A 26,070-nucleotide genomic window follows, 5' to 3' on the forward strand; every position below is an offset into this window, starting at 1 on the left:
AAGAAGCCCTTGTCCAGACATGGTTTGTTCGCGGCGTTGCTCGCATCCGCCATCCTGTCGGCCGGCGGCGCAGCCGCCCAGGAGCAACCGGGCGCGGCCCCGGCGATCGAGGCGCCGGCTCCAGTGCCTGGGCAGGCTGCGCCAGACGCCGCCGCGCCACCGGCGACGCAGCCCGGCGTGACAACACCTATCGAGACAACGCCTACCGAGACTGGCCCTTCGACGGCAACGTCCCTGACCCTGCCGCGTGACCTGTCGCCATGGGGCATGTTCATGGCGGCCGACATCGTCGTGAAAGCGGTGATGATCGGGTTGGCTTTTGCGTCCTTCGTCACCTGGACGATATGGCTGGCCAAATCGCTGGAGATCCTAGGCGGCAAGCTGCGCGCCCGCCGCGCGGCACAAGCGATCGGCAATGCCGCGACGTTGAACCAGGCCGGGCGCGCGCTTGGCCATAATAACGGTCCTGGCGCCCTGCTGGTGCGGGCAGCCGAGGAAGAGACCGCGCTTTCGGCCGGCTCGCTCGACCATGTGTCCGGCGACGGGCTGAAGGAACGGGTCACCTCGCGCCTGTCGCGCATCGAGGCGGCGGCGGCGCGGCGCATGTCGCGCGGCACCGGCGTGCTGGCGACAATCGGCTCGACCGCGCCCTTCGTCGGCCTGTTCGGCACCGTCTGGGGCATCATGAACGCCTTCATCGGCATCTCGCAGGCGCAGACCACCAACCTCGCCGTCGTTGCCCCGGGCATTGCGGAAGCCTTGCTGGCCACGGCGATGGGCCTTGTCGCGGCGATCCCGGCGGTGGTCATCTACAACGTCTTCGCGCGATCGATAGCCGGCTACAGGCAGATCCTTGCCGATGCGTCGGCAGGGGTCGAGCGGCTGGTCAGCCGGGATCTGGATTTCCGCACGGTCGCGCCGGCAAAGCAGATGGCCGCGGAATGAACACGGAGCGACGCCATGGCGGCTAGAATTCGAGAGAACATCGACGGCGATCTCGAGGAAAATCACGAGATCAACGTCACGCCGTTCATCGACGTGATCCTGGTTCTGCTGATCATCTTCATGGTCGCGGCGCCGCTGGCGACCGTGGATGTCAATGTCGACCTGCCGGGCTCGACCGCAACGCCTGCGCCTCGACCGGAGACGCCGCTGTTCCTGACGCTGAAGAACGATCTCAGCCTGGCGATCGGCAACGACAGCGTGCCGCGCGCAGCCTTCGCCGCCGCGCTGGTCGGCAGGACAAAAGGCGACAGGCAGACGCGCATCTTCCTGCGCGCCGACAAGGCGGTCGGCTACGGCGAGCTGATGGAGGTGATGAACCTTTTGCGCGGCGCCGGCTATCTGAAGATCGCGCTGGTTGGCCTCGGGACAGCGCCCGGCGATGCCGCGGCGCCGCAAGTCGGAACCGGCCAATAATGTCGCCGGCGGCCGCCCTGCCGATGGCCGATCAGCGGCGTTTCGGCGCGCGCGAGATCGCCTGGTGGGCGGGCGCGGCTGCGCTGGTCCTGATGGCGCATGCCGCGGTCGGCTATGCGATGCAGAGCTGGCGCCCGGCCGAGCCCGATGGCGGGCCGCCGCAGGCGCAGGTGATCGAGCTGTCGCCAATGGCGCTCACGCCGGCCGAGCCGGCGCCGATATCGGATGAGATAGCGCCCGATCAGCCGGGCCCGGCCGAGGAGCCCGAGATAACCGAAACGGAGCCTCCGCCCGAACCGCCCGTCGAGCAGGCCGAGCCGGTCACCGAGCCATCGGAGGCCGCTCCGGCCGACACGGTCGAGCCGACCCCGCCGACAGTGGCCGAACGGGTCGACCAGCCGCCGCTCGAGGAGGTCGTGCCCGAAATTGCCGAAGCCGTCACGCCGGAAGTGGTCGTTCCGCTGCCGCAGCCGAAACCGGTCGACAAACCCGTCGAGGCCAAGCCAAAGAAACAGGCAAAGACTGAGGTAAAGGAGCCGGCTGAGGTCAAGGCGAAGAAGCCTGTCAAAGAAGCCAAAAAGCGTCCGAAAAAGGAAAAGGCCGCACCGCCGCGGACGACGGCCAGTGTCGCTGCGACATCCGCAGCCAGGGCGGCCGCCCCGAAATCGACCAAAGCAGCGGCTGCGAGATCCGGCGTGAGTCCGGACAGGTGGAATTCGCGGTTGCGTGCATGGATAAGACGGCACACAAACTATCCAAGGGCGGCGAAGGCCCGGCGCGCTGAAGGCAGTCCGAGCGTGACCTTCACGATCGACGGATCCGGCCGGGTCCTGTCCGCCCGGCTGGCTCGTTCCTCTGGCGATCCAGACCTCGATAGCGCGGCGCTCAGCGCATTACAGGGCGCGTCGGTGCCGGAGCCGCCGCCGGAACTCGGCTCCCGCATAACCCGCACCGCGCCATTCTCGTTCGCCCTGCGCAACTAAGTTCCTCGGCACAGTGATTTTGACAGGTCTGGGCCGGCAGCGCACGTCGACAATTCGGTCCAGTGGCAAACCGCCAACCTCTAGGATTAGCCGAATCATCCTCCACTTCGTCATCCCAGGGCGGAGCAAGGAGCGAAGCGACGCGGCGCAGACCCTGGAATCCATTCCGTGATATCAGCCGAAGAATGCAGCGGCTCAGAAGTGGCCGGCCTCTTGCCTATGTCGTCTGTCTGTCACATACCGGCCATATACATCGATAGTTCCGGATTTTAGGATATATGGATAAGAACGCCGCTCTTCTCGCACTGGCAGCGCTTGGCCAGGACACCAGGCTCGAAGTGTTTCGCCTGCTGGTGCGGGCGGGCGCAGACGGTGTGCCTGCCGGGGAGATCGCCTCGCGCCTCGGTGCAGTGCAGAACACCATGTCGGCGCATCTGAAGGTTCTCGACCATGCCGGCCTGGTCCGCGCCGAGCGCGACGGCCGGACAGTCCGTTACGTCGCCGACATGACCGGCTTTCGCGATCTGCTCGCCTATCTCATGGAGGATTGCTGCAACGGCGCGCCAGAACTCTGCCAGCCGGTCATTCAGGCCGTGACTTGCAACTGTTAGAAGGGAGGACCACCCCATGAATGACCCATACAACGTGCTTTTCCTGTGCACCGGCAATTCGGCACGGTCGATCCTTGCCGAGGCGATCCTCAACCGTGTCGGCGCCGGCAAGTTCAGGGCCTATTCGGCCGGATCTCGGCCGAAGGGAGAGGTCCATCCCTACGCGCTCCAGCTGTTGAAAACCCTTAACCACGACACCTCCTTCGCCCGCTCAAAAGACTGGCAGGAATTCGCGGCTCCTGGCGCCCCGGAGATGAATTTCGTTTTCACGGTGTGCGACAACGCGGCCAATGAAGCCTGCCCGGTCTGGCCGGGACAGCCGATGACGGCGCATTGGGGGGTGCTCGACCCGGCCGTCGTGGACGGCACCGACGCCGAAAAGCATCTGGCCTTTGCCGAAGCCTATCGCATGCTCAACAACCGGATCTCGATCTTCGTCAGCCTGCCGATGAACACCATCGACAAGCTCGCCCTGCAGAAACGGCTCGATGAAATCGGCCGCGATTTGCCGAAGGCCGGCTGATATCATGGCGGCCGACCTGTCCCGCCGCATCGTCGCGGAAGCGCTCGGCACGGCGATGCTCGTTGCGACGGTCGTCGGGTCCGGCATCATGGCGGATCGTCTGACGGATGATGTGGGTCTCTCCCTGCTCGGCAACACGCTGCCGACTGGAGCGATTTTGGTGGTGCTGATCACCATACTCGGACCGATTTCCGGGGCGCATTTCAATCCGGCGGTGACGCTGGTTTTTGCGCTGCGGCGGGAAATCGAAGCGAACGCTGCCCTGACCTATGTGATCGCCCAGATTGTCGGCGGCGTCGCCGGAACGCTGCTGGCGCACGCCATGTTCGAACTGCCGATCCTACAAATCTCGCAAACCGTGCGGACCGGAAACGGACAATGGATTGCGGAGTTGGTGGCCGCCTTCGGCCTGGTCTTCACCATTCTGGCCGGCCTTCGCTTCCATTCGGATGCCATCCCCTGGCTGGTCGGCCTCTACATCACGGCGGCCTATTGGTTCACGGCCTCGACCTCGTTTGCCAATCCGGCAGTCGCCATCGCGCGGGCGGTTTCCAACACCTTCGCGGGCATCCGACCGATAGACCTGCCGGCGTTCATCGTCGCCGAGCTGCTGGGCGCGCTGCTTGCCATGGCCTTGGCAGGATGGCTGCTCGCTGAGCCCAAGCCAATCAGACAGATGAGAGCCGCGAAATGACCATCACCATCTACCACAACCCCGACTGCGGCACCTCGCGCAACACGTTGGCGATCATTCGGCAGTCCGGCGAAGAGCCTGATGTGATCGAATATCTGAAAAACCCGCCGTCGCGCGAGCGGCTGGTCGAGCTGATCAAGGCGATGGGGATGACGCCGCGCGAATTGCTGCGCGAGAAGGGCACGCCGTACGCCAAGCTCAATCTCGGCGACCCCAAATGGACCGACGACGAGATCGTCGATTTCATGCTGGCGCATCCGATCCTGATCAACCGGCCGATCGTGGTGACGCCGCTTGGCACTATGCTTGCTCGGCCGTCCCAAGCGGTTCTCGACATCCTGCCCAATCCTGAGATCGGGCCGTTCACCAAGGAAGACGGCGAAATCGTCATCGACGCGCAGGGCAAGCGCGTTGCCTGACCAATTGCCTGAAGACTCATTGCCGAACGTCGACGAAGACCTGTTCCGGCCGATCGACCTGCAGGCGCTGCTCGACGTGCCGCGGTCGATCCAAAAACCTCGCGTGCTGATGCTCTACGGCTCGCTGCGCGAGCGGTCCTACTCCCGGCTCGCGACGGAGGAGGCCGCTCGCATTTTGCGCCGCCTCGGCGCCGAAGTGCGCATCTACAATCCTTCCGGCCTGCCGCTGCCGGATTCGACCTCGGCCGACCACGCCAAAGTCCAGGAGCTGCGAGACCTGTCGATCTGGTCGGAAGCGCAGGTCTGGTGCTCGCCGGAGCGGCATGGCTCGATGACCGGAGTGATGAAGGCGCAGATCGACTGGCTGCCGCTCTCGGCCGGCGGCGTCAGGACCACGCAAGGCCGCACGCTCGCGGTGATGCAGGTGTCTGGCGGCTCGCAGAGTTTCAACGCCGTCAACCAGCTTCGTCTCCTCGGCCGCTGGATGCGGATGGTCACCATCCCCAACCAGTCGTCGGTGGCCAAGGCTTTCAACGAGTTCGACGAGGCCGGCCGGATGAAGCCGTCGCCGTACTACAACAGGATCGTCGACGTGATGGAGGAGTTGATGAAGTTCACGCTGCTCCTGCGCGATCGGTCCGCCTATCTCACGGACCGTTATTCAGAGCGTGTCGAAAGCGCCGAAGCGGTTGCCGAGCGGGTCAATCAGCGGTCGATTTGAGAGCGGGTGTGGTTGCTAATTCGATAATTTTCGAAATAGTTATTGACGCGGCGTTGTCTCAGCGCTACCTTATTTCCATGAAACTCGAACAAGCAGCAAAACAGCTCGAAGCGCTCGGCAATCCGACGCGGCTGAAGCTTTATCGCACGCTGGTGCGGGCAGGCGAAACCGGGAGACCGGTCGGTTATCTCCAAGAAGCCCTCGGCATCGCTGCGTCGACGCTGTCGCATCATCTGCACCGGCTCATCCTGACCGGCCTGGTCACCCAGGAACGCCAGGCAACGACGCTGATTTGCCGTGCCAATTACCCTGTGATGAACGATCTCCTTGGCTTTCTTGCCGATGAATGTTGTGCCGATGCCGCATGCGGCCCGGCTGTCGGGGAGGCGGCTGCATAACTCTTTTTTTGACTGGTATTTCTATAATCCTAGAAACATAGAAGGGGTGTCATGGTTTCTGAAAACGATCTTCCGGTCGCCATCATAGGCGGCGGACCTGTCGGCCTGGCGGCCGCCGCCCAACTTGTCATCAGCCGCGGCCTTCCGGTCAAGGTTTACGAGGCAGGTTCCGCGGTCGGCTCGAACCTTCGGGATTGGGGTCATGTCCGGGTTTTCACGCCATGGCGCTATTGTGTCGATGCGGTCGCCCGAAAACTTCTCGAGAGCCACGGCTGGCAAATGCCCGAGCCGGAGGCGTTCCCCACAGCGGATGAAATCGTCGACCAATATCTCGCGCCGCTGCCAAAGCTTGCCGAACTTGCGCCGTCGATCGAGACCAGTGCCCGCGTTGTCGCCATTTCCCGCTGGGGAGCCGACAAGGTTCTGAGCAAGGGGCGACAGACGCGGCCGTTCATGCTGCTGGTCGAAACGGCGAACGGCACGCGCCGGGACAGCGCGCGTGCCGTCATCGATGCGTCCGGCACCTGGCAGACGCCGAACCCTCTTGGCGCCGGCGGCTTGCCGGCCGAAGGCGAGAGGGAATTTGGCGACCGCTTCGCCTACGGCATCCCAAATGTTCTCGGCCGCGACCGTCATCTCTATGCAGGTCGCACGACATTGGTGGTCGGCGCCGGCTATTCCGCTGCCAATGCCTTGCTGGAATTGGCAGAGCTTGCGCAAACCGAACCGGGCACTTCGGCACTATGGGTGACGCGCAGCACCGACCTTGTCCGCATCTACGGCGGCGGCGATGCCGACGCCCTGCCGGCGCGGGGCGAGCTTGGCTCCGATGTACGACAACTCGCTGAGAGCGGCCGCGTGCGGCTGGTGACCGGCTTTGCCATTGTTGCAATCCGTGAGGTCGACGGCCGCCTCGCTGTCGAAGGCCGGACAAAGGATGGGTTGCGCACGCTCGGACCCGTCGACCGGATCATCGCCGCGACGGGGCAGCGGCCCGATCTCGCCTTGACCCGGGAGCTCCGGCTGGACCTCGATCCGTGGCTCGAAGGCGTCAAGGCGCTCGGACCGCTCATCGATCCCAACGAGCACTCATGCGGCGATGTCCCGCCGCATGGTCATCGCGAGCTCAGCCACCCCGAGCCCGATTTCTACACGGTCGGGGTCAAAAGCTACGGCCGGGCGCCGACATTCCTGCTGCTGACCGGCTACGAGCAGGTCCGCTCGGTCGCCGCGGCGCTCGCCGGCGACATGGCGGCCGCCGATGCCGTGCAGCTGGTGTTGCCCAAAACCGGCGTCTGCACGGTGCCGGTATCACTGTCAGGCGTGTCGTCCCAAAATTGCTGCGGCGGACCGGCGCCGGCTGCTGTCGACGCCTGCTGTGTCGACGATGCCAAGGCAAAGGCGAGCGGCAAGTCGGGCTGCGGCTGCGGCAGCACGCAAGCAGTGCGCAGCGACGATCTCGAGATCGCCGCTCAATGAGCGACCGGAAAATCCCGGCTGCCGCGCTCTGGGCGTTGGGGCTGACGCAGATCATCGGCTACGGTACGCTCTATTACAGTTTTAGCATCCTGGTGCCGTCGATCGCGCGTGAGCTCGCCTGGCCGGAACAATGGGTTTTCGGCGCCTTGTCGGCGTCGCTGCTGGTGGGTGGACTGTTTGCGCCGACAGCGGGGCGCTGGGCCGATCGTTTCGGCGCCGGCCGCGTGATGGCCTTTGGCTCGCTTGCTGCCGCAGCAGCGCTTGTGGCTTGCGCGGTTGCACCCGGCCGGGTGAGCTTCGTGCTGGCCTTGATGGCGATGGAACTGGCGTCTGCCTTCGTGCTCTACAGCGCCGCTTTCGTCGCGATCGTCCAGATCGGCGGCGCCAGGGCGCAGCGCAGCATCACCCATCTGACGCTGATCGCCGGCTTCGCCTCCACCCTGTTCTGGCCGCTGACGGCAGCACTGCACGAATACCTGAGCTGGCGCGAGGTCTATCTGGCCTTTGCGTTCATCAATGTCGCCATCTGCCTGCCCATCCATGCCTGGCTGGCGCGGCTGTCGCGTCGGGCGGACAAAAACGCTTCGGCGACACCTGCTGCCGCCGGCCCGGCGGGCGGACCGGTTGCCTTCACCGCGCGCGACCGCAGCAGAGTGTTTCTGCTCATGCTTGGCGGCTTCGCGATCGAGGGTTTCGTGCTGTCGTCGATCCTCGTTCACATGGTGCCGCTGACGGCGGCGCTCGGGCTTGGCTCCGCCGGGCTTGTCGTCACCACGCTTTTCGGCCCGTCCCAGGTGGCAAGCCGGCTGATCAACATGCTGTTCGGCGGCCGGCTTGCGCAGACCTGGCTCGCGGTGATCGGCGCGACATTGTTGCCGCTCGGTCTTGTCGTCCTGCTGGCGACGACACCGTCGGTGGCCGGCGCCATCGCCTTCGTCATCCTGTTTGGATTGGGCTCGGGCCTCGCCAGCATCGTCGGCGGCACGCTGCCGCTGGAACTGTTCGGACGGGAGCGCTACGGCGCCCGGCTCGGCTGGGTGACGGCCGCGCGTCAGTTCTCTTCAGCCCTTGCGCCATTTGCCCTTGCCATGGCGATGGCAGGCTTGGGCGTCCAGCCATCGCTCTGGTTCACCGCTGCAGCAGGCATGCTCGGCATACTGGCTTTTTTCGCCATCATCCTGATCAGACGGCAGCCCCTCGCGCCTGTGATGCTTACGTCAACGAACTGACGCCGCGCGCCGCGTCGAGCTGTGCGCAACACCGAGCCGCCGGCCATGGGCGCTCGACGGGCTGTGATGCGGTTGATAAGCCCTCTCCCTAAGGAGAGTCGAGACATGACCGTTGCGATCGAGATGGGCCACACGACCGCAGGCGCCCCGGCGGCGCTGGATCTTGAGGAGCTGCTGGCGACGCGCCTTTTGGTGCAGGGCAATTCGGGCTCCGGCAAATCCCATCTGCTGCGCCGGCTGCTGGAGCAGAGTGCCCCTTGGGTGCAGCAGACCATCATCGACCCCGAAGGCGACTTCGTCTCGCTGGGCGACCGGTTCGGCCATTTGGTGATCGATGCCGAGGAGCATACCGAGCGCGGCCTGCAGAGCGCCGGCGAGCGGGCGCGCATCCACCGCGTCTCCACGGTGCTCAATCTCGAGGGGCTCGACGCCGAGAACCAGATGCGCCGCGCCGCCGCCTTCCTTGGCGGGCTTTTTGAGGTCGCCCGCGACCACTGGTACCCGATGCTGGTGGTGGTGGACGAGGCGCAGCTGTTCGCGCCGGCTGTGGCCGGCGAGGTTTCGGACGAGGCGCGCAAGCTCTCGCTTGGCGCCATGACGAACCTGATGTGCCGAGGCCGCAAACGCGGGCTTGCCGGCATCATCGCCACTCAGCGGCTGGCCAAGCTCGCCAAGAATGTCGCCGCCGAGGCTTCCAATTTCCTCATGGGCCGGACTTTTCTCGATATCGACATGGCGCGCGCCGCCGACCTTTTGGGCATGGAGCGGCGCCAGGCGGAGGCTTTTCGCGACCTGGAGCGCGGGCAATTCATGGCGCTCGGCCCGGCGCTGTCGCGCCGTCCGCTCGGCTTGCGCATCGGCCCGACCGACACAAGTCCGCGCAATGGCACGCCGCGGCTGATGCCGCTGCCGGAAGCAGCCCTTGAGGATGCACGCGCCATTATCCTGGCAGCACCGCCACCGGAAACTGTCCGGCCGCAGCGCCGGTCGTCGCCGGACCTTCTCGATCAGCTGATGGCGGCGAAGTCGGCGGCGCTGGAAATCCGCCCCGAACCGTCGGAGCCGCCGATCAGCGCCGAGGATTTGGCGGAGCGGCGTGAGCGCGTCGACCGTGTCCTGCGCGCCGTTCTGGCGCAGCCCGACGCGGGCTTCCGAGTCATCGGCGTGCTTTATCAGGAGTTCGTGGTCCGCTGCCGGATAGAAGGCCTCGCCTCGGTGGTGCCGGACCTGCCCGCCTTTCGCCGCATGCTGACGCGCGCCCGCGCCGGCGTCGGCTCCGACATGGCAGGGGATGACGCCTGGCAGGACGTCTCGGCGCGCGCCTCGCTGCTGCCCGAGGATATGCAGGGCGTGTTCATGATGATCGCCCGCGCCGCCAAGGAAGGCTGGCCCTGCCCGAGCGATGCGGCGATCGCCCGCGCCTACGGCTCGCACTCGCTGCGCCGCGCCCGGCGACTGCTGACCTATATCGAAGAGCAGGGGCTGATCGTGTGCCAGCTTGATGGGCTTGGTCGGCGGATCGTGACGCTGGTGGAACTCGCCTGGGCAACGGCACCGGGCGACCCCGGTGCTGCGGAGGTGGAGCAGGGGCGTTTGGCTGTGTGAGGCGGCGGCCGAGCGCGCAAGGGAAATGCCACGCATCAAGGCGATGTATGGCCAAGCGGCAGGTACAGCGGCGAGTCTTTTTTGCGCAGATAGGGCCTTGGCCCGCCACAGCTCTTCTGCCCGGTCTTCATCATACGACGACGATTGGCGCGACGCAGATCCGCCTATTGTAAGTTGTTCGACGCTACAGCACTCCCTCCTGCCGACGGCGCTTCACATATCTTCTAAATTACCCGCGAGTCGGTTTGCTAAGGAAGAGATCAGCCCCGATCAACTGACGAAGGACAAGAAATACGGCAGGACTGTAGCGCAAATAGCCGCCGAAACTACGCTACCGCTGCCGATTACCCCCTTCGGTTCATTCTGTTGACATCTCCTGCTTCTGGAGAGATGGTAAGATACTACGCGGCGGCCCTTTTTCCGAAGATTTTATTCTGCAGCTTCCTCAAAGGATTTCGGCAATGCGTTTGTCTCGATCGCGCCGACTTATGGCCATCGCTTTGACGGCAATCGCAGCCGTTCCCTCTTATGGGCATGCCGAGGACAGGCTGCTGACGGAAGCGGTGCAGTTCAACGGTACGATCCTATATCTCTCCACCGAGGTGCCTGGCCTGATCTTCGGCGCCGTGCGTAACGGCGAGACGGCCTTGGCCGGTTTCGGCAAGATTGCCGACGGGAGTGAAAAAGTGCCCGACGGCGACACAATGTTCCGCATCGCGTCCGTGAGCAAAGTGTTCTGCGGCAGTGCACTTTCCTCGCTGGCGATCGACGGCAAGGTAAAGCTCACCGACCGGCTGCAGGATCGCCTTGGCTGGGACGTCACGCTCCCTGAGAAGGATGGCCGCGCCCTTCGCCTGATCGATCTCGTCGCGCAAGCTTCCGGCCTTCCGCGGGAGGTGCCAGTGGCCGAGGCGCCCCCCTCCGACCCCTTCTCTACGAACACCAAAGAGGCGCAGATTGCCGCCCTCAAGGACAATCCGCTGCTGTTCGCGCCGGGCACCGCCGTTCTCTATTCGAACTTCGGATACGACCTCCTTGGAGCGGCGCTCGCGAATGTCTCTGGAAAGCCGTATGCCGAGCTCCTTCGGGAGCGTGTCCTCGATCCTCTCGGCATGAAAGACACGGTTTTCAACGCAAGACCGGAGGACGAGCCGCGCCTGATGCAGGGCCATAACTTCGACGGCAGCGCCATGCCCATCGTGCCGACGAGCACAGCCATGGAGTGCGCCGGTGGATTGTACTCGACCGCGGACGACCTGCTGCGCTGGATGAACTGGCATGTCGACAACAAGCCTTCTGCGGCCGATGCCGAGCTGCGGCTTTTGAACCACGCGGCTTTTTTGTACCGGGACGGGCTCGCGTCGGTGGTGGGGCTGGATGACGGCGGCCCGATGGACGCCATGGGTCTCGGATGGGTCATCATGCTCCCCACCGAGCATAGCCCGCTCATCCTCCAGAAGAGCGGCGGCCTGCAAGGGATGTTTCTCTATGTTGCGATTGCACCGACACGCGGCGTCGGCGCTTTCTTCGTCATGAACGAATTCAATGCCGCCGGCTTCATGGCGGGGGTCAAGACGACGAACGATCTCGTCGCAGAGATCGCTCCACGCTGATTTTCGCGCTGATCAGGGGGAACGTGCGCGATGATTAACGCTGTGGAGGGGCCTGACGGACCGCATGTTTGGTGGCAAGGCAAGCTCGACATCGGCTATTTCCGGCCGACGGCTTAGCTATCCCCTCCTAAGGACGACCACCGCATGATAGGTCGCCGCGTGCAAAGTCAGGCCCAAGCGGCGCTTTAGATCTCAAATGTGGAGCTCTCTGGCTCGACTGTTCTGAGCTTGAAAGGGTCGATTGACCAAGCTCAGATTGAGCCGTAGCTTCAGATAAGCGTGCGGCCTCGTTGTTTCAGCAGAGGCTCGCCTTGAGGGTACCGATGGCTGGCAGTGACGATGCGCGTCTGCCCAAGCAGGTAGGTGAGCCGGCGCCGCATCATTCTGCGCCGGCAACAGTGCGGCGACGCGAGCTTCTCATTGCCGTCTCGACGCTCGGCGCATTCTTCGGATTGCCCGCCGCGGCCCGTAGCCAGGTCGCCTTGAGCAGCGCGATCGACCTCGGCGCGTTTCGCGAATTGACAGGCATACTGACGGGCATGTCGCCGAGCGACGCCACGCTTCCGGAATTGTTCCTGCAGGCATTCTCCGCTGACGCCGCCGATCTCGGAAAACTGCATGCGATCGTGACGGAACAGCCCGAGACAGAATGGGACAGCGCGGTTGCGTCGGCGGGGCTGAAACCGCTGTCGGAATCGCTCATCCAAGCCTGGTATACGGGTAGCATCATGCACGGCTCGGAAGAACGCGTCCTTACCTATCTCGATGCGTTCGTCTGGCATGCCTGCGGTTACACCAAGCCGCCGACGCGATGCGACACGAATTTTGGCGCGTGGGCGAACGCACCGCCGCCCGGACGGTTTTCCGAATGACCGCGCCGGCGTCCGCCGATGTCGTGTTTGTCGGTTCAGGCGTAGCCGCGGCGCTTGCCGGCGCGGCTATCGCGAAAGCAGGCTTCAGCGTGCTGTTCCTCGAGGCGGGACCGCGCGTCGATCGCGGCACCGCTGTGACACGATTCCAGTACTCGTCCGCGAAGGGCCAGAATTCGCCTTACCCCGACCAGCCCTATGCGCCGCAGCCGGAAGAATCCGACTTCTCCGCCTACTATGTCGAGGCTGGGCCGGACACCTTTAGGGGACAGCAGGCGAGGATCGTCGGCGGCACCACGTGGCACTGGGGCGGGCTCGCCGCGCGGTTCCGGCCAAACGATTTCAAGATGCACTCGAAGTTCGGCGTCGGCGTCGATTGGCCTATCGCCTATGGCGACATGGAGCCGTGGTATCAGGCCGCCGAGGAAGAGATCGGCGTCGCGGGCGACGACACCGCCGATTTCGGCGCGCCGCGCTCAAAGTCGTTTCCGATGCCACCGATCCCCATGACCTATGCCGACAAGCAGGTCGGCATCGCTGCCAAGGCGCTCGGCTACTCGGTGTTGCCATTTCCACAGGCGCGCAATTCGGTGTGGCGGGATGGCCGCCCGCAATGCTGCGGCAATGCGAGCTGCGTGCCGATCTGCCCCATCCAGGCGAAGTACGACGCGACGCATCATCTCGCCATCGCGGAGCGCGCCAGCGCGCATGTCGAGCCGCAGGCCGTGGTGCACGAGCTAGTCGTCGGTCCGGACAAACGCATTGCCGAAGTGCGTTACCGTCGCCCGGATCGCAGCGAGGGCAGCGCGACCGGAAAAATTGTGGTCATCGCGGCGCATACTATTGAGACGCCAAAGCTGCTACTGCTTTCGACGGGAGACAATGCGCCGACGGGCGTGGCGAACAGTTCCGACCAGGTCGGCCGCAATCTGCTGTCGCAGATCGATGTCGGCATTCAGGGACTGACCAGGGATCCCGTGTTCACCTATCGCGGACCGGTCTCGACCGGTGGCATTGCCGAGCTTCGGGACGGCGATTTCCGCAACGAGCGTGCGGCCATCGGCATCTCGCCTTCCAATGAGGGCTGGGCGCGGGCGGTCGGTCCGTTCCAGGCTGCGACGACCTTCATCAAACAGGGCCTGCGCGGCGATGCGCTGAAGGCGGCAGTCCGTTCGCACGTCGCGCGGGAGCTGATCATTGGCAGCTCTGCCGAAATGCTTCCCAATCCGGACAATCGCGTGACGCTGAGCGATCAGATGGACGGGATCGGCATTCCGCGGCCGAACATCGCCTTCAAGTCTGACGATTACACGGCGCGCGGGCTGGCGGTCGCGCGCGATGTGCAGAACAAGCTCATGGCTGCACTCGGTGCCACGCAGATCAAGCAGCTCGGCCCGATCGCTGACAGCGCGATCATGGGCGGCACGACACGCATGGGAGATGACCCGCTCACCTCGGTCGTCGACAGGGACCTGAAGAGCCACGACCATCCAAACCTCTACATCGTTGGCTCGTCCGTCTTCCCGTCCATCACGGCGAATGCGCCCACGCTCACCATTGCGGCGCTCAGTGCGCGCCTCGGCGCGCATCTCATCTCCCTGCTGAAGGCGTAGATGTCATGCGCGGGCGGGGCACTGTTTTCCTCTTTTTTGTCTCCGCAATGATGCTCGACGCACGGCACGGCTTGGCGCAGGCGCCGGCGAACTGGCAGACAAGTTTCGGCGTCTCAGCCTCGGAGACGAAGGAGCGGATCGTTGCGCTGCACGACCACATATTGCTGATCGGCGTCTGCATCGTCGCGCTCGTCGCCATGCTGATCGGTTTCGCGCTCTTGCGCTTCCGGGCGAGCCGGCACCCCACGGCGTCAAAAGTCACGCGCATGCCCTGGCTGGAATTCGGCTGGACGATCGTGCCGGTGCTGGTGCTGGGCGCGATCGCCGCTCCGTCGCTCCAGCTGCTCGCCTATGAGAGCGATATTCCCGACGCACAGTTGACGATAAAGGCCAGCGGCCATCAGTGGTTCTGGCGTTATTCCTATCCCGACAATGGCGGCTTCGCATACGATTCCATCATGTTGCCGCCGGCCTCCGTTCCGGCCGGTGAACCGCGTCTGCTAGCGGTCGACAATCGCATGGTTGTCCCGGTCGGCGCTGTCGTGCGCATACAGGTGACATCGTCGGACGTCGTGCACTCCTTCTTCATGCCGGCACTGGGCCTACAGATTTACGCCATGCCCGGGCGCCTCAACGAAACCTGGACACGCGTCGAGAAGCCGGGCGTCTATTACGGGCAGTGCAACCAGATCTGCGGTCTGAATCACTCCTTCATGCCGATCGCGATCGAGGCCATGGCGCAGCCTGATTTCGACGCCTGGGTGCGGGACGCTGCAACGCGATATCCGGTGGTCAGCGCCGCGACTATATCAGCGCAGGTGGCGAAATGAGCGCCACCGAACATAGGCGCGCGTGCCGGTCGATTGCGGCTTGGCTGTTCACCACCGACCATAAGGCGATCGGCACGCTTTATCTCGGATTCGCGATCATGGCGGGGACGCTGGGCGGCGCGATCTCGGGCTACATGCGGCTCGAACTGGCGCAGCCGGGCATGGACTATGTCGTCAACGGCCAGTCCTGGAACGCGCTGATCACCGCGCATGGCCTGATCATGATCTTCTACATGGTGATGCCGGCGTTGATCGGCGGCTTCGGCAACTGGTTCGTCCCGCTGATGATTGGTGCGCGCGACATGGCCTTTCCGGGACTGAACAGTCTCGGCTTCTGGTTGCTGCCACTGTCCTTGATCATGCTGATCGGGTCGCTGCTGGTCGGCGACGGAACGGGTACCGGCTGGAGCCTCTATCCGCCGCTGTCGGGCATAGACGGCCAGCCCGGACCATCGGTCGACATGACGATCCTCGCGCTGCACTTGGCCGGCATTTCTTCCGTGATCAGCGCGATCAATTTCGTCACTACCATCCTCAACATGCGCGAGGATCGCTTGCCGCTGTTCGGCATGCCGCTGTTCGTTTGGTCGATCCTGATTTCGTCGCTCATGCTGCTTCTCGCCATGCCGGTGCTGGCTGCCGCGCTGGCGATGCTGCTTGCCGACCGCAATTTCGGCGGCGCCTTTTTCGATCCAGCCGGCGGCGGAGACCCGATGCTGTTCATGAACCTCTTCTGGTTCTTCGGCCATCCGGAGGTCTACATCATGATCCTGCCGGCCTTCGGCATCATCAGTCAGATCGTCTCGCGGTTCTCAGGTCGCCCGATTTTCGGTTATCCCGGTATGGTGCTGGCGATGGCATCAATTGCGGCGCTGGGTTTCATCGTCTGGGCGCACCATATGTTCACCGTCGGTGGCGGCTTCGCGCCGCGTGCCTTCTTCACGCTGGCCTCGATGGTGATCGCGGTGCCGACCGGCATCAAGGTGTTCGCCTGGATTGCCACTATGTGGGGCGGGTCGATCCGCCTCACCGTGCCGATGCTGTGGGCGCTGGGCTTCATCATCATGTTCACGGTCGGCGGCACGACGGGGATCGTGCTTGCCAATGCCGGCGCGGATCAAGTGCTGCACAACACCTACTACGTCGTCGCGCATTTCCACTATGTGCTGAGCCTCGGCGCGACCTATGCGATCTTCGCGGGCTTCTATTACTGGTTCCCGCGCATGACCGGACGCATGTTCCCGGAGTGGGTTGGACGATTGCATTTCTGGTGCTTCTTCATCAGCACCAACGTTCTGTTTTTCCCGATGCATTTCCTCGGACTGGCAGGAATGCCACGGCGCATCGCGGATTATCCGGACGGTTTCTTGGGCTGGAATATGATTGCGTCGCTCGGCGCTGTGCTCGCGCTCGCCTCCACGCTGCTGTTCCTGGTGATGCTTGCGGTCTCGCTGCGGCGTGGCGCGCCGGCCCCCCGCGATGTGTGGGGCCCGGCTTTCACGCATGAATGGGATGACGATCCCGAGATGGCGCGTCCGCGTGGCACGGCGGGCGCGGAGGCAGGCGCGTGAGCAAGACTGTCACCGAGGTCGGCGGCACGGATGGCCGATGGCCTGTCGCGATTGCTGTCTCGCTGTTCCTGCTAGCGTGCGCCGGTCTCGCGCTCTTCCACCCGTCGCTGTTCGGCACGCTGGCCGGCAGCATCGCGGTACTCGGTCCGCTCGTGATCGCGGTGGGGCTTCTGCCATTGTTCATCGCTCTGACAGCGTGGTCGCGGGCGACGAGTGGTGAGCGTGCGAATGGTCCGCAAAACACCTTTGGCCCGAGGATCGCGATCATCGCCTTAATCGCGTCCGAGGTAGCGTTCTTCGCCGCCTTGTTCGCCGTCTACCTACGATACGCGATCTATCCGGAGATCGCGGGGTTCAGCTCATGGCCACCTACGCCGATGCGCCCCGACGACCCTTGGGGCGGCCCGCTTCTCAACACAGTGATCCTCCTCGCGTCGGGGGTCTGCGTCGCAGCGGCGCATGACTGGCTTCTGAAAGAGCGATGGCAGCTTTCGGCTATCGGGCTTACCGTGGCGATCGCGCTCGGCGGCGTGTTCGTCGGCCTTCAGCTTCGGGAATTCAGCCTCGCCTCGGTGGGATTCCGCGACGGTGTCTATCCCTCGATCTTCTTCCTTACGACTGGCTTCCACGGCCTGCACGTCGTTATCGGCATCTTGTTGCTGTCGATCGCCGCATATCGGGTGATCCGCGCGCGCTCAGCCGGCGGCGGCGGCTTCATCACGACGGCGGCATCCTGGTACTGGCATTTTGTCGATGCGGTGTGGCTTCTGCTGTTCGCCGTCTTCTACGCTTGGGCCAGCTAGGAGCGTACCGACGCGACGTCGACTAGCATCGGCATTGCTGAAACATATCTGGGAGCCGGCTGAGGGCGGCCTTCGCGGTTCAAAGTTGCATAGAAGCAAACTTAAAAGCACCCAGAAGAGCTGCCTCTGGCGGAAGTGACCTTACTCCATGGTCGATCAGTTTCCTGCAGGATCAAGTAGTGTAGTAGCTCCCGTCCTCGATCATCAATGACCAAGCATATCTCAAGCTGTAGTTGCAAAAGAATTGCGGCCGTGGTTTTGCCTAAAGGCACGTTGCGTTTCAGGATGAGGGCCGCAATGGCAGAGGTCATTCAATTGATCCCGAACTTGCCGTAAAGGCGGTGGCGTCTTCCGTGCACGATGCCATAGCGACTCGCCATGGCTTGCGCGGCTGGAACACGAGCCAGGTGACCGGCGACGGCGCCGGGGGATCCTAATGCGGGGGAGGCGGAGCAGGGGAGCTTGGCTGTTGAAGGTTGATGCGCTTGGGCGAAAGCTGACGTTGCTCAACGTCAGCAAACGCCAAAAACCGCGGGGTGGGTGGCCGATCAGAGTCTTCGCAATCTCTGTCGCCACGACATGCTCGAAAATGCGCGCCCCAGATCCTTGGCGAACAGATCCCAGTCCGCCTCCGCGACTTGTCTTTACGCAGGTGGCTGAATTGGCATTCTGGGTTTACATCGGCAGCCAAGCCCCTAGTTTTAGAGTTTCGCGCCGCGCACCTTAGTGCGTGGATGATCGAAAACGGGACCGTGAACTCTGGCCGGTCCCTCAAAAATCCCAAAGGATGACTGCCATGACACAGGCCAAGAATGGCGACACCGTGCGCATCAATTATACTGGACGTCTAGCCGACGGCACTCAATTCGATTCTTCCGGCAGCGAACCGCTGCAATTCAAGCTCGGTGAAGGGCAAGTGATCCCCGGCCTTGAGACCCATGTCGAGGGCATGGAGGTCGGCGCGAAAAGCACCGTCACCGTTCCCGCCGACGCCGCCTATGGTCCCCACCGCCCCGAAGCGGTCATGACCGTCGACCGCGCCAGGGTGCCGGACAACATCAACGTCGATATCGGCACTCGATTGCAGGCCAGAACCCCCGAAGGGCGCCCCATGCAGGTGACGGTCGTCGGCGTCGACGACGCCAGCGTCAAGCTCGACGGCAATCATCCGTTGGCCGGAAAGGATCTGGTGTTCGACGTTGAACTGGTCGAGATCGTTCAGGCGGCGTAGACTATGCTTCCGTCAAAAGAGGCCCCGGCTCCAGCGCTTCCCCTACCGATCCTCAATGATCCGCAAATACGCCGCCGTCACGAACAGCACGATCAGCCCGAACAGTATCCGCCGTGCGCCTTCGGGCATCTGCAAAATGGTCAGCAGTGTCGTCAGCACGGTGAGGATCAGGGCGCCAATGATGGTGCCGGTGTAGCCGCCGCGGCCGCCGAAGATCGAGGTGCCGCCGATCACCGCGGCTGCCACCGAAGGCAGCACCAGCGGTTCGGCCAGCGACAGCGACGGCGCCTTGATCAGGCCGATGTAGAGCAGGCCGGTGATGCCGGCGAGCACGCTGGAGATGACGTAGAGCGCTGTGATGACCTGCCAGTAGCGGACGCCGGACAGGCGTGCCGCCCCTTCATTGTCGCCGACTGCGTAAAGCAGGCGGCCAAAGCCGGTGCGGTTCAAGGTGAAGACGATGAGGACGGCGATGGGCACGAACAGCAGCAGCGCGTTGGGCACGCCATAGGTGAGGCCAGTGCCCAACCAGGCCAGGAAGGGCGGAATCTTGGCGCCCGAAGCGATGACGGTGCGCTGATAGACCTGCAGGCAGCCGGTGCCGATCAGGCTGGTGCCAAGCGTCATGATCAGTGGGTGCACGCGAAACACGCCGACGCCGATGCCGTTGACCAGCCCAATCAGCACCGCCGGCACCAAGGCGATCAGGATCGCCACCGCCGGGTCATGGTTGACGACCTGCGTCGCCATGATGAAGGCGCTCATCGTCGCCACGGTTCCGACCGACAGATCGATGCCGCCGGTCAACATGGTCATGGTCTGGCATCCGGCCAGAATTGCCAGCGGAATGGCGAATTTGACGGTGTTGGCGAGCCAGCGCTCGTTGACGATGCCGGGGCGCAGGATCTGCAGGACCACCACCAGGATGACCAGCAGGATGATCAGCGGGATCAGCGGCCGGTCGGCCATGAAGCGCTTGAGGCGGCGGCCGAAGGGGACGGGTTGGATCGCGGTTGTGCTCATGAGGTTGCTCGCGATTGGGGTGGCGCGATGCCGGGAGAGGATGGCGTTCTACGGCGCCCCCCTCTGTCCTGCCGGACATCTCCCCCACGGGTGGGGAGATTGGCAGCTTCGGCGCCTCGCTCATTCTTGCAACGTCGACAATTGGCGAAAGCCGTCGCGCCGTCCAATCTCCCCCCAAGTGGGGGAGATGTCCGGCAGGACAGAGGGGGGCGCCGTGGATCGCCGACTCCGTAAACCAGCCTTGCGCCATTGCTCATCATTGCCGCCCCCTCATCGTAATAAAGGCGCCGAACATGACGACGGCGACCATGATCGCGCCCTCGATGATTGCGGTGACGTTGGGATCGATGGCCAAGAGCGTCAGGTCGGTGCGCACCAGCCGCAGCACGAAGACGGCGACGATCGGGCCGAGCAGGCCGCCCTTGCCGCCGCCAAGCGCGACGCCGCCGAGCACCACCGCCGCCACGCTGGCGAGAAGATAGGGGCCGGGAATAGGGGCGCCGATGCCTGTGCTCATGGTCAGCGCCAGCCCGCCCATGGCAGCGAAAAGCCCCGACAGGGCATAGGCGATAATTTTGGTGCGCGCGACCGGCACGCCGCTGCGAAATGCGGCGAGCTCGCTGCTGCCGATGGCGTAGATCGACAGGCCGAGTTTTGATCGCTTGAGCGGTATCCAGATGATGCACAGGCAGACGACAAGAAGCACCAGCGCCTTCGGTATCCAGGCAGAGATTTCTGGCAAGCCCGGGATCGAGACGGTGCCGACGATGGTCGCCCTTAGCCATTCGGCCACCGCGCCGCCGGGCGCGCCGAGGACCAACAGCGCCGCGCCCTGCAGGACGAACAGGGTGGCCAGCGTGACGACGATATCGGGCACGCGAGTGACGACGATCAGCATGCCGTTGACGGCGCCCAGCACCAGCCCCATCGCCAGCACGAACGGAACGACAAAAAGCGCGTATTCCTCGCTGGCGCCGTCCATCATCGAGGCGGCGGTGACGCTGGTCAGCGCCATCATCGCGCCGACGGAAAGATCGATGCCGCCGGCGATGACGACAATCGTCTGGGCGGCCACGGCAAAGGCGTAAGGCAGCACCGCGCGCACCAGCGAGCCGAAATCGCCACTGCCGTAGCCCGGCTGGATGAGCCTGGTGATCACCAACAGGACCACGAACAGGACGAGCAGGCCGGCGACCCAGCCCTGACGACGGACGAGGCGGGTCAAGGTTTCGCCACCGGGCTCGAGTGGATGTCGGCAAGGATGCCGACGTCCACCTTGGCGCCGCGCGGCAAGCCGTAGGCGGCGCGCATCAGTGCCGGTTCGTCGGCGAGTTCGACGGGGAAGACATCGACGACACGCCCGCCAAAGATGACGATGACGCGATCGCAGACACGCTGCACCTCCTCGAGTTCGGATGTATAGAACAGCACCGACTTGCCCTGGTCGGCGAGTTCGCGCAGCAGCTTGTAAATCTCCTGCTTGGTGCCGACATCGATGCCGCGCGTCGGGTCGAAGCAGAGAATGGTCTGTGCTTCAGCGGCGATCCAGCGGGCGATCGTCACCTTCTGCTGGTTGCCGCCGGACAGGCGCTGCACCTCGCGCTGGGCGCGGGTGTCGATCTGCAGACGCTCGATCGCGCTGACGACCCTTGAGCGTTCCTGCGCCATGTTGATCGGTCCCCAGTTGCGCAAGGCGGCGCTGAACGGGAGCGCGATGTTTTCGCGCACCGAGCGCTGCATGGTCAGCGCTTCGGTGCGGTCGCCGGGCACATAGGCGATGCCGGCGCGGATCGCATCGGCCGGATGCGCGAATTTCACCGGCTGCCCGTCCACTTCGATGGTGCCGCCGGACGGCCGGATCGAGCCGGCAAGAGCAGCGAACAGCTCGTCCTGGCCTTGCCCCTCGAGCGCGACGACGCCCGCGACTTCGCCGTTCACCAGATCGAACGAGACGTCGTTGAGCTTGGTGCCGACACGAAGGTTCGCCACACCGAGGCGTGGACGGCTATCCCCAGGCGAAGCGGCCTGGCCCGCCTGGCGCGCCGTCACGCGCGTCTTTTCGATCCTGGCGCCGAGCATCATCTCGACGATGCGCTCCTCGACGCCCGGCTCGATGTCGACGACGCCGACAGTCTCGCCGTCGCGAAGCACGGTGGCGCGGTCGCAAAGCGCCGATATCTCGACGAAACGGTGGGAAATGAAGATCACCGAACGGCCGCTGTCGCCTTGGCGGCGAACGACCTCAAGCACCTTTTCGGCAAGGTTCGCCGGCAGTGCCGCGGTCATCTCGTCGAGCAGCAAAACGTCGGGCTCGACCGCCAGCGCGCGCGCCAGATCGAGCACGCGCAGCACGGCCAGCGGGATGTCGCGCGCGATGTCGCGGATGTCGAGGTCGGGAATGCCGAGTTCGCGCACCCAAGCGCGGAACGGCTCGACCGGCGTGTCGGTCAGGCGAAGGTTGGAGGCGACGTCGAGATCGGGGATGAGCGACGGTTCCTGGTAGACGGGAAGCAGGCCGGCGCGGCGCGCATCGGCGGGCGAGCGCACGTCGCGCGTCTCGCCGCGGATCAGGATACGTCCGGCATCGGCGCGGATGGCGCCGGTCAGGATTTTGACCAGCGTCGATTTGCCGGCGCCGTTGGCGCCCATCAGCGCGTGAACCTCACCCGGCAGAACTGACAGCGACGCGTTGCGCAGCGCCACCACTGCGCCGTAAGTCTTGACGACGCCGGTGGCGTCCAGGAGAGGGTTGGTGGTCATCGCGTTGCTCTCGTTCCAGAAACTCTATTGCCGGCGCTCTACGGCGCCCCCCTCTGTCCTGCCGGACATCTCCCCCACAAGGAGGGAGATTGGCAGCTTTGACGCCGGCTCTCTTCTTGCAACGCCGAAGATTGGCCAAAGCATTGGTGACGGCTGGTCTCCCCCCTCGTGGGGGAGATGTCCGGCAGGACAGAGGGGGGCGCCGTAGAGCGCCAACCAATCAAATCATCGCATAGCGAGCGGCAGTTCGCCGTCCTCGCGCTACGGCTCGAAGCCATCTTTACTCGCCTGGGCCCTTGCAGGCGATGATCTGCTCCTTGGTGTAGGTGGTCCATTCCGGAATGGAGATCGAGACCGGCCATTCCGGGCTCAGCGACGGATCGGCGACGCCCTTCAGTTTGGCCTTGCCCTCTTCGGTGGCGTTCTCCCACAGCTGCGGCTCGACGAGAACGGTCTGCTCCGCCGGCTTCTTGCCGTTCAGGATCTGCAGGGCCAGGGTCACGCCAGCGCCGCCGATCGAACCAGGATTGGTCACCGCCGCGCCGACAAGGCCTTCGACCGAGTTCAGCTGGCCGACGAAGCCGGCATTGTCGGCGCCGACCACCGGCACCAGCGGCGTCTGCGACTCGACCAGCGCATCGACGATCACATTGTCGATGCCCGAGGTCCAAATGCCGTTGAACGGCGATCCGGTGGCGATGAAGTCGAGGATCTGCTGCTTGCCCTGGTCCTGCTGCCAGCCGGTGAAGACCTCATGCACGACCTTGACGTCGGGGAATTCGGCAAGCGCCTTCTTAAAACCCTTGTCGCGGTCGCTGTCGGCCGAGGCGCCGGCGGCGCCACGCATATAGACGACGTCGCCCTTGCCGCCGATCTGCTGGAACAGCCATTTGGCGCCGAGATAGGCATACTGTTCCTGGTTGTTGGAGATGATGTAGGCCGAAGGCTCGGTGACCGCCTGGTCGACGGCGACGACGACGATGCCGGCCTTGGTGGCTTCCTCAAGCGCTGACTTGATGCCGGCGGGATCGGCCGGGTTGACGACGATGGCGTTGACCTTGGCGCTGATCAGGTTGCGGATATCCTCGAGCTGGCCGGCGGCGTCGGTGTTGCGATGGGCGATGTTGAGCTTGGTGACCTCGCCGGAGGCAAGCGCCTGCGCCTTGATGGCGCAGATCATCTCCTCGCGCCAGCCATTGCCCTGCACCGTGTTGGAGACGCCGATCGTGTATTTGGCTTCAGCGGACGAGATGCCCACCGAAGCCAGAAACGCCGCGCCGGCAAGCAGCGGAACCATTGCCAGATATTTTTTCATTTCAGTCTTCCTCCACCTTGTTTTCAGTTCAGTTCGAAAAGGGGCCTCATTTCACGAAGGGGCGCAGCACGTCGCGGGCGAGCAGAAAGCCGCGCTTGACGTCGTCGTCGCTTCCCTCAAAGCGCCGGTCCTCGTGTTCGATGATGATGGCTCCGTCGTAGCCGGCGCGGTAGAGGCCGGAGAAGATCACATTCCAGTCGACATCGCCAAGCCCCGGCATGCGCGGCACCTGCCAGCCCATGCCGGCCGAGAGGATACCGCGCTCGTAAAGGCCATCATGATCGATCATCAGGTCCTTGGCATGGACATGCAGCATGTACGGGCCGAATTCCCTGATGAAGCGGGCCTGGTCGATCATCTGCCAGACCAGATGCGACGGGTCGAAGTTCATGCCGACGTCGCCGCCCCATGCCTCGAGGATGCGGCGCCAGATATAGGGCGAATAGGCGATGTTGTGGCCGCCCGGCCATTCGTCGTAGCTGAAGATCATCGGGCAGTTCTCAAAAGCCAGCTTGACGCCGTTGTCGCGCGCATGGGCGATGATATCGGGCCACAGTTTGAGTGCCTCTTGCCAGTTGGCGTCGATGGTTTTTGAGGCGTCGCCGCCGCAGAAGGTGTTGACGACAGGCACGCCCATATGGCTCGCCAGCACGATCACCTTCTTCAAATGATCGACGACGGCCTTGCGGTGGGCGGCATCGGGATGCAGCGGATTGGGATAAAAGCCGAGGCCGGAGATCGACAGGTTCTCTTCCGCCAGTGCGGCGGCGATTTCCTTGGCCTGCGAGGCCGAGGTCGAGGCGGCGTCGATATGGCTGGTGCCGGCATAGCGCCGGGCAGCACCCGAGGATTTCGGCCAGCAGGCGATCTCCAGCGCCTCGAAGCCGGCAGAACTTGCCCAGACGGCGACCTCGCCAAGCGGGGTGTCGGCAAACGGTGCGGTGAGCAGTCCGAGCTTCATATTGCCCTCCCGTGGTTCACGACCGGCCTACTATGCCGATTGTGCAGGCCGCTTCAACCGTGTCGCCGCCGGCAATGCGCAAACCTGTCTGACGAATGCCATCGGATCGTCGCAGAGCAGGCCATCGTGAGCGGCTGTGACAGCCGTGCGGAACGGCTGGATTTAGTTAGGCGTCTGACAACAGCAGGACTTCCCTTGGCTAGGCACCAGCCCACTCCCGCAACGACCTGATTCTGCTCTTGTGGGGCGATTTCGGTCGAGCTAATGATGTGTCGGGCCTAGGGGTTTGAAGTGACTGACATCATCACATTCGTGGTTGCTGGCGCGTGGGCGGCAGTTGGATTTGGCGTGATCTGGTACGTCAGAACGAGACCGCCTATCCCTGAAGGTCACGAGGACCCCGATCTGCGAGAATGGCTTGATGGCCAGGTTTAAAAGCCCCAAGCTCAAAGCCCGCCAGAGCGCGTTCGAGGTGCGCCGCTACAGCTATCTTCCTGATTTTACTGGGGTAAATTTCCGCTGGTGGAGCTGAGGAGGATCGAACTCCTGACCTCGTCATTGCGAACGACGCGCTCTCCCAGCTGAGCTACAGCCCCGTCCAGCGGAATGGGCGCATTTATCGGGCGCGGCGGTTTCCTGTCAAGACGGCGTTTTGCCCAAACGCCGGGCGGCCAGCCACCGGCCTGCCGTGCCGCGAAGCTGGCTCTTGCCGCCTCCGCCTGCAATGGCTACATGTCGGCAACAATCGGAGACCGGCATGATAGCCCTCATTCAGACCATTGTCCTGGCGCTTGACATTTATTGGTGGATCATCATCGCTTCGGCGATTTTCTCCTGGCTCTACGCCTTCAACGTCGTCAACTCGCGCAACCAGTTCGTCGATAGCGTCAGCAACATGCTGTTCCGGCTGACCGAGCCGGCGCTGCGGCCGATCCGCCGCTTCCTGCCCGATCTCGGCGGCATCGATATTTCGCCGATCATCCTGCTTCTGATCCTGTTCTTCCTGCGGCAGTTCCTGCTCACCACGGTGGCGCCGTTGGTCGTCTGACGGCGGTTCCATGACCGGGCCGTTTCGCCCGCGTAACGACGGCGTCGACCTGTTCGTCCGGCTGACGCCGAAAGCGGCGATGGACAGGCTCGAAGGCATCGAGATCTCGGCAGACGGGCGAAGCCATCTGAAGGCCCGCGTCCGTGCCGTGCCGGAAAACGGCGCCGCCAACCAGGCGCTCGAACGGCTTGTCGCCAAGGCGCTGAGCGTGCCGCGGTCGGCCGTCTCGGTCGTCGCCGGCGGCACGGCGCGGCTGAAGACGCTGCGCATATCAGGCGATCCGGCTGCGCTGGCGAAAGCCATCGAGGCGCTGGATGGCCGCCCAAGCGCGCCGCGGTGAGGTGGCCTGCTG

General features: G+C 64.1%; 26 protein-coding genes and 1 tRNA gene. 21 read left to right on the forward strand and 6 right to left on the reverse strand.

The window, feature by feature from the left end:
- Positions 1-9: 9 nt before the first annotated feature.
- The 19 genes from exbB to AC0L3O_RS09400 all read left to right on the forward strand — a co-directional run bounded on the left by exbB (position 10) and on the right by AC0L3O_RS09400 (position 18,611).
- Positions 10-945 (forward strand): tonB-system energizer ExbB, encoded by a 936-nt coding sequence (gene exbB, locus AC0L3O_RS09310; protein ID WP_473615427.1) that lies wholly within the window; start codon positions 10-12, stop codon positions 943-945.
- Positions 946-960: 15 nt separating this feature from the next.
- Positions 961-1,419 (forward strand): TonB system transport protein ExbD, encoded by a 459-nt coding sequence (exbD, locus tag AC0L3O_RS09315; protein WP_473615428.1) that lies wholly within the window; start codon positions 961-963, stop codon positions 1,417-1,419.
- On the forward strand, positions 1,419-2,402 hold the full coding sequence (locus tag AC0L3O_RS09320; RefSeq protein WP_023800508.1) for a TonB family protein: 984 nt from the start codon (positions 1,419-1,421) through the stop codon (positions 2,400-2,402). Before exbD ends, AC0L3O_RS09320 begins: the two co-directional genes overlap by 1 nt.
- A 278-nt stretch (positions 2,403-2,680) precedes the next feature.
- Entirely contained in the window at positions 2,681-3,013 is a 333-nt protein-coding gene (locus AC0L3O_RS09325) for an ArsR/SmtB family transcription factor (RefSeq protein WP_287281907.1), read from the forward strand.
- Between the two features lie 16 nt (positions 3,014-3,029).
- The gene (locus AC0L3O_RS09330) at positions 3,030-3,536 is read left to right on the forward strand and encodes an arsenate reductase ArsC (RefSeq protein WP_287322279.1); all 507 of its coding nucleotides are present in this window, start codon (positions 3,030-3,032) and stop codon (positions 3,534-3,536) included.
- A gap of 4 nt (positions 3,537-3,540) precedes the next feature.
- The gene (locus AC0L3O_RS09335) at positions 3,541-4,230 is read left to right on the forward strand and encodes an aquaporin (protein WP_128168639.1); all 690 of its coding nucleotides are present in this window, start codon (positions 3,541-3,543) and stop codon (positions 4,228-4,230) included.
- Positions 4,227-4,649, forward strand: coding sequence for an arsenate reductase (glutaredoxin) (gene arsC / locus AC0L3O_RS09340; RefSeq protein WP_473615430.1), 423 nt, complete (start codon positions 4,227-4,229; stop codon positions 4,647-4,649). Before AC0L3O_RS09335 ends, arsC begins: the two co-directional genes overlap by 4 nt.
- Positions 4,650-4,653: 4 nt before the next feature.
- Positions 4,654-5,370: an arsenical resistance protein ArsH gene (arsH, locus tag AC0L3O_RS09345; protein WP_473615540.1), complete on the forward strand. Its 717-nt coding sequence runs from the start codon at positions 4,654-4,656 to the stop codon at positions 5,368-5,370.
- A gap of 77 nt (positions 5,371-5,447) precedes the next feature.
- Positions 5,448-5,768 (forward strand): ArsR/SmtB family transcription factor, encoded by a 321-nt coding sequence (locus AC0L3O_RS09350; protein WP_127315183.1) that lies wholly within the window; start codon positions 5,448-5,450, stop codon positions 5,766-5,768.
- 51 nt (positions 5,769-5,819) lie between these two features.
- On the forward strand, positions 5,820-7,247 hold the full coding sequence (locus tag AC0L3O_RS09355; protein ID WP_473615431.1) for an FAD-dependent oxidoreductase: 1,428 nt from the start codon (positions 5,820-5,822) through the stop codon (positions 7,245-7,247).
- Positions 7,244-8,476, forward strand: coding sequence for an arsenite efflux MFS transporter ArsK (gene arsK, locus AC0L3O_RS09360; RefSeq protein ID WP_473615433.1), 1,233 nt, complete (start codon positions 7,244-7,246; stop codon positions 8,474-8,476). The genes AC0L3O_RS09355 and arsK overlap by 4 nt, the downstream gene beginning before the upstream one ends.
- Before the next feature lie 105 nt (positions 8,477-8,581).
- A complete protein-coding gene (locus AC0L3O_RS09365; protein ID WP_473615434.1) occupies positions 8,582-10,081 on the forward strand; it encodes a helicase HerA domain-containing protein in 1,500 nt (499 codons plus the stop codon).
- Positions 10,082-10,569: 488 nt separating this feature from the next.
- Positions 10,570-11,694 (forward strand): D-alanyl-D-alanine-carboxypeptidase/endopeptidase AmpH, encoded by a 1,125-nt coding sequence (gene ampH / locus AC0L3O_RS09370; protein ID WP_473615436.1) that lies wholly within the window; start codon positions 10,570-10,572, stop codon positions 11,692-11,694.
- Positions 11,695-12,017: 323 nt separating this feature from the next.
- Positions 12,018-12,566, forward strand: a complete 549-nt coding sequence (locus AC0L3O_RS09375; RefSeq protein ID WP_473615437.1) for a sugar dehydrogenase complex small subunit — start codon at positions 12,018-12,020, stop codon at positions 12,564-12,566.
- Positions 12,563-14,176 (forward strand): GMC family oxidoreductase, encoded by a 1,614-nt coding sequence (locus AC0L3O_RS09380; protein WP_023800498.1) that lies wholly within the window; start codon positions 12,563-12,565, stop codon positions 14,174-14,176. The genes AC0L3O_RS09375 and AC0L3O_RS09380 overlap by 4 nt, the downstream gene beginning before the upstream one ends.
- Before the next feature lie 47 nt (positions 14,177-14,223).
- Positions 14,224-15,006 (forward strand): cytochrome c oxidase subunit II, encoded by a 783-nt coding sequence (gene coxB / locus AC0L3O_RS09385; RefSeq protein WP_473615438.1) that lies wholly within the window; start codon positions 14,224-14,226, stop codon positions 15,004-15,006.
- Positions 15,003-16,577 (forward strand): cytochrome c oxidase subunit I, encoded by a 1,575-nt coding sequence (locus tag AC0L3O_RS09390; RefSeq protein ID WP_473615440.1) that lies wholly within the window; start codon positions 15,003-15,005, stop codon positions 16,575-16,577. Before coxB ends, AC0L3O_RS09390 begins: the two co-directional genes overlap by 4 nt.
- Complete coding sequence (locus AC0L3O_RS09395) at positions 16,574-17,380, forward strand: cytochrome c oxidase subunit 3 (protein ID WP_128168630.1); 807 nt, start codon at positions 16,574-16,576, stop codon at positions 17,378-17,380. The genes AC0L3O_RS09390 and AC0L3O_RS09395 overlap by 4 nt, the downstream gene beginning before the upstream one ends.
- A gap of 796 nt (positions 17,381-18,176) precedes the next feature.
- Positions 18,177-18,611 (forward strand): FKBP-type peptidyl-prolyl cis-trans isomerase, encoded by a 435-nt coding sequence (locus tag AC0L3O_RS09400; RefSeq protein WP_077381007.1) that lies wholly within the window; start codon positions 18,177-18,179, stop codon positions 18,609-18,611.
- A 42-nt stretch (positions 18,612-18,653) separates the two neighbouring features.
- Here AC0L3O_RS09400 and AC0L3O_RS09405 read toward each other — a convergent pair whose 3' ends face one another.
- From AC0L3O_RS09405 to AC0L3O_RS09430, 6 genes are all read right to left on the reverse strand, one after another.
- A complete protein-coding gene (locus AC0L3O_RS09405; protein WP_023800493.1) occupies positions 18,654-19,634 on the reverse strand; it encodes an ABC transporter permease in 981 nt (326 codons plus the stop codon).
- Positions 19,635-19,890: 256 nt separating this feature from the next.
- Positions 19,891-20,859: an ABC transporter permease gene (locus tag AC0L3O_RS09410; RefSeq protein WP_473615441.1), complete on the reverse strand. Its 969-nt coding sequence runs from the start codon at positions 20,857-20,859 to the stop codon at positions 19,891-19,893.
- Positions 20,856-22,394, reverse strand: a complete 1,539-nt coding sequence (locus AC0L3O_RS09415) for a sugar ABC transporter ATP-binding protein (protein WP_287281918.1) — start codon at positions 22,392-22,394, stop codon at positions 20,856-20,858. The genes AC0L3O_RS09410 and AC0L3O_RS09415 overlap by 4 nt, the downstream gene beginning before the upstream one ends.
- A 280-nt stretch (positions 22,395-22,674) precedes the next feature.
- Positions 22,675-23,709 (reverse strand): ABC transporter substrate-binding protein, encoded by a 1,035-nt coding sequence (locus tag AC0L3O_RS09420; RefSeq protein ID WP_287171807.1) that lies wholly within the window; start codon positions 23,707-23,709, stop codon positions 22,675-22,677.
- Positions 23,710-23,755: 46 nt separating this feature from the next.
- Positions 23,756-24,670, reverse strand: a complete 915-nt coding sequence (locus AC0L3O_RS09425; protein ID WP_473615443.1) for a sugar phosphate isomerase/epimerase family protein — start codon at positions 24,668-24,670, stop codon at positions 23,756-23,758.
- A 520-nt stretch (positions 24,671-25,190) separates the two neighbouring features.
- Positions 25,191-25,266: transfer RNA gene (locus AC0L3O_RS09430), tRNA-Ala, on the reverse strand.
- Between the two features lie 161 nt (positions 25,267-25,427).
- Between AC0L3O_RS09430 and AC0L3O_RS09435 the strand changes: the two genes are divergently transcribed.
- Together AC0L3O_RS09435 and AC0L3O_RS09440 are read left to right on the forward strand one after the other, a co-directional pair.
- On the forward strand, positions 25,428-25,718 hold the full coding sequence (locus AC0L3O_RS09435) for a YggT family protein (RefSeq protein ID WP_023800489.1): 291 nt from the start codon (positions 25,428-25,430) through the stop codon (positions 25,716-25,718).
- Positions 25,719-25,728: 10 nt separating this feature from the next.
- Positions 25,729-26,058 carry a DUF167 family protein gene (locus tag AC0L3O_RS09440; protein WP_473476123.1) on the forward strand — a complete coding sequence of 110 codons (330 nt, stop codon included), beginning with the start codon at positions 25,729-25,731 and terminating at the stop codon, positions 26,056-26,058.
- Positions 26,059-26,070 lie beyond the last annotated feature (12 nt).

The organism is Mesorhizobium sp. WSM4810 (genome assembly GCF_055811235.1).

Bases quoted from the DNA above. Each gene is read 5' to 3' on its own strand.
- exbD (WP_473615428.1), top strand. From the start codon at position 961: ATGGCGGCTAGAATTCGAGAGAACATCGACGGCGATCTCGAGGAAAAT.
- AC0L3O_RS09320 (WP_023800508.1), top strand. From the start codon at position 1,419: ATGTCGCCGGCGGCCGCCCTGCCGATGGCCGATCAGCGGCGTTTCGGC.
- AC0L3O_RS09325 (WP_287281907.1), top strand. From the start codon at position 2,681: ATGGATAAGAACGCCGCTCTTCTCGCACTGGCAGCGCTTGGCCAGGAC.
- AC0L3O_RS09330 (WP_287322279.1), top strand. From the start codon at position 3,030: ATGAATGACCCATACAACGTGCTTTTCCTGTGCACCGGCAATTCGGCA.
- AC0L3O_RS09335 (WP_128168639.1), top strand. From the start codon at position 3,541: ATGGCGGCCGACCTGTCCCGCCGCATCGTCGCGGAAGCGCTCGGCACG.
- arsC (WP_473615430.1), top strand. From the start codon at position 4,227: ATGACCATCACCATCTACCACAACCCCGACTGCGGCACCTCGCGCAAC.
- AC0L3O_RS09350 (WP_127315183.1), top strand. From the start codon at position 5,448: ATGAAACTCGAACAAGCAGCAAAACAGCTCGAAGCGCTCGGCAATCCG.
- AC0L3O_RS09355 (WP_473615431.1), top strand. From the start codon at position 5,820: ATGGTTTCTGAAAACGATCTTCCGGTCGCCATCATAGGCGGCGGACCT.
- arsK (WP_473615433.1), top strand. From the start codon at position 7,244: ATGAGCGACCGGAAAATCCCGGCTGCCGCGCTCTGGGCGTTGGGGCTG.
- AC0L3O_RS09365 (WP_473615434.1), top strand. From the start codon at position 8,582: ATGACCGTTGCGATCGAGATGGGCCACACGACCGCAGGCGCCCCGGCG.
- ampH (WP_473615436.1), top strand. From the start codon at position 10,570: ATGGCCATCGCTTTGACGGCAATCGCAGCCGTTCCCTCTTATGGGCAT.
- AC0L3O_RS09375 (WP_473615437.1), top strand. From the start codon at position 12,018: ATGGCTGGCAGTGACGATGCGCGTCTGCCCAAGCAGGTAGGTGAGCCG.
- AC0L3O_RS09380 (WP_023800498.1), top strand. From the start codon at position 12,563: ATGACCGCGCCGGCGTCCGCCGATGTCGTGTTTGTCGGTTCAGGCGTA.
- coxB (WP_473615438.1), top strand. From the start codon at position 14,224: ATGATGCTCGACGCACGGCACGGCTTGGCGCAGGCGCCGGCGAACTGG.
- AC0L3O_RS09390 (WP_473615440.1), top strand. From the start codon at position 15,003: ATGAGCGCCACCGAACATAGGCGCGCGTGCCGGTCGATTGCGGCTTGG.
- AC0L3O_RS09400 (WP_077381007.1), top strand. From the start codon at position 18,177: ATGACACAGGCCAAGAATGGCGACACCGTGCGCATCAATTATACTGGA.
- AC0L3O_RS09405 (WP_023800493.1), bottom strand. From the start codon at position 19,634: ATGAGCACAACCGCGATCCAACCCGTCCCCTTCGGCCGCCGCCTCAAG.
- AC0L3O_RS09415 (WP_287281918.1), bottom strand. From the start codon at position 22,394: ATGACCACCAACCCTCTCCTGGACGCCACCGGCGTCGTCAAGACTTAC.
- AC0L3O_RS09420 (WP_287171807.1), bottom strand. From the start codon at position 23,709: ATGAAAAAATATCTGGCAATGGTTCCGCTGCTTGCCGGCGCGGCGTTT.
- AC0L3O_RS09425 (WP_473615443.1), bottom strand. From the start codon at position 24,670: ATGAAGCTCGGACTGCTCACCGCACCGTTTGCCGACACCCCGCTTGGC.
- AC0L3O_RS09435 (WP_023800489.1), top strand. From the start codon at position 25,428: ATGATAGCCCTCATTCAGACCATTGTCCTGGCGCTTGACATTTATTGG.
- AC0L3O_RS09440 (WP_473476123.1), top strand. From the start codon at position 25,729: ATGACCGGGCCGTTTCGCCCGCGTAACGACGGCGTCGACCTGTTCGTC.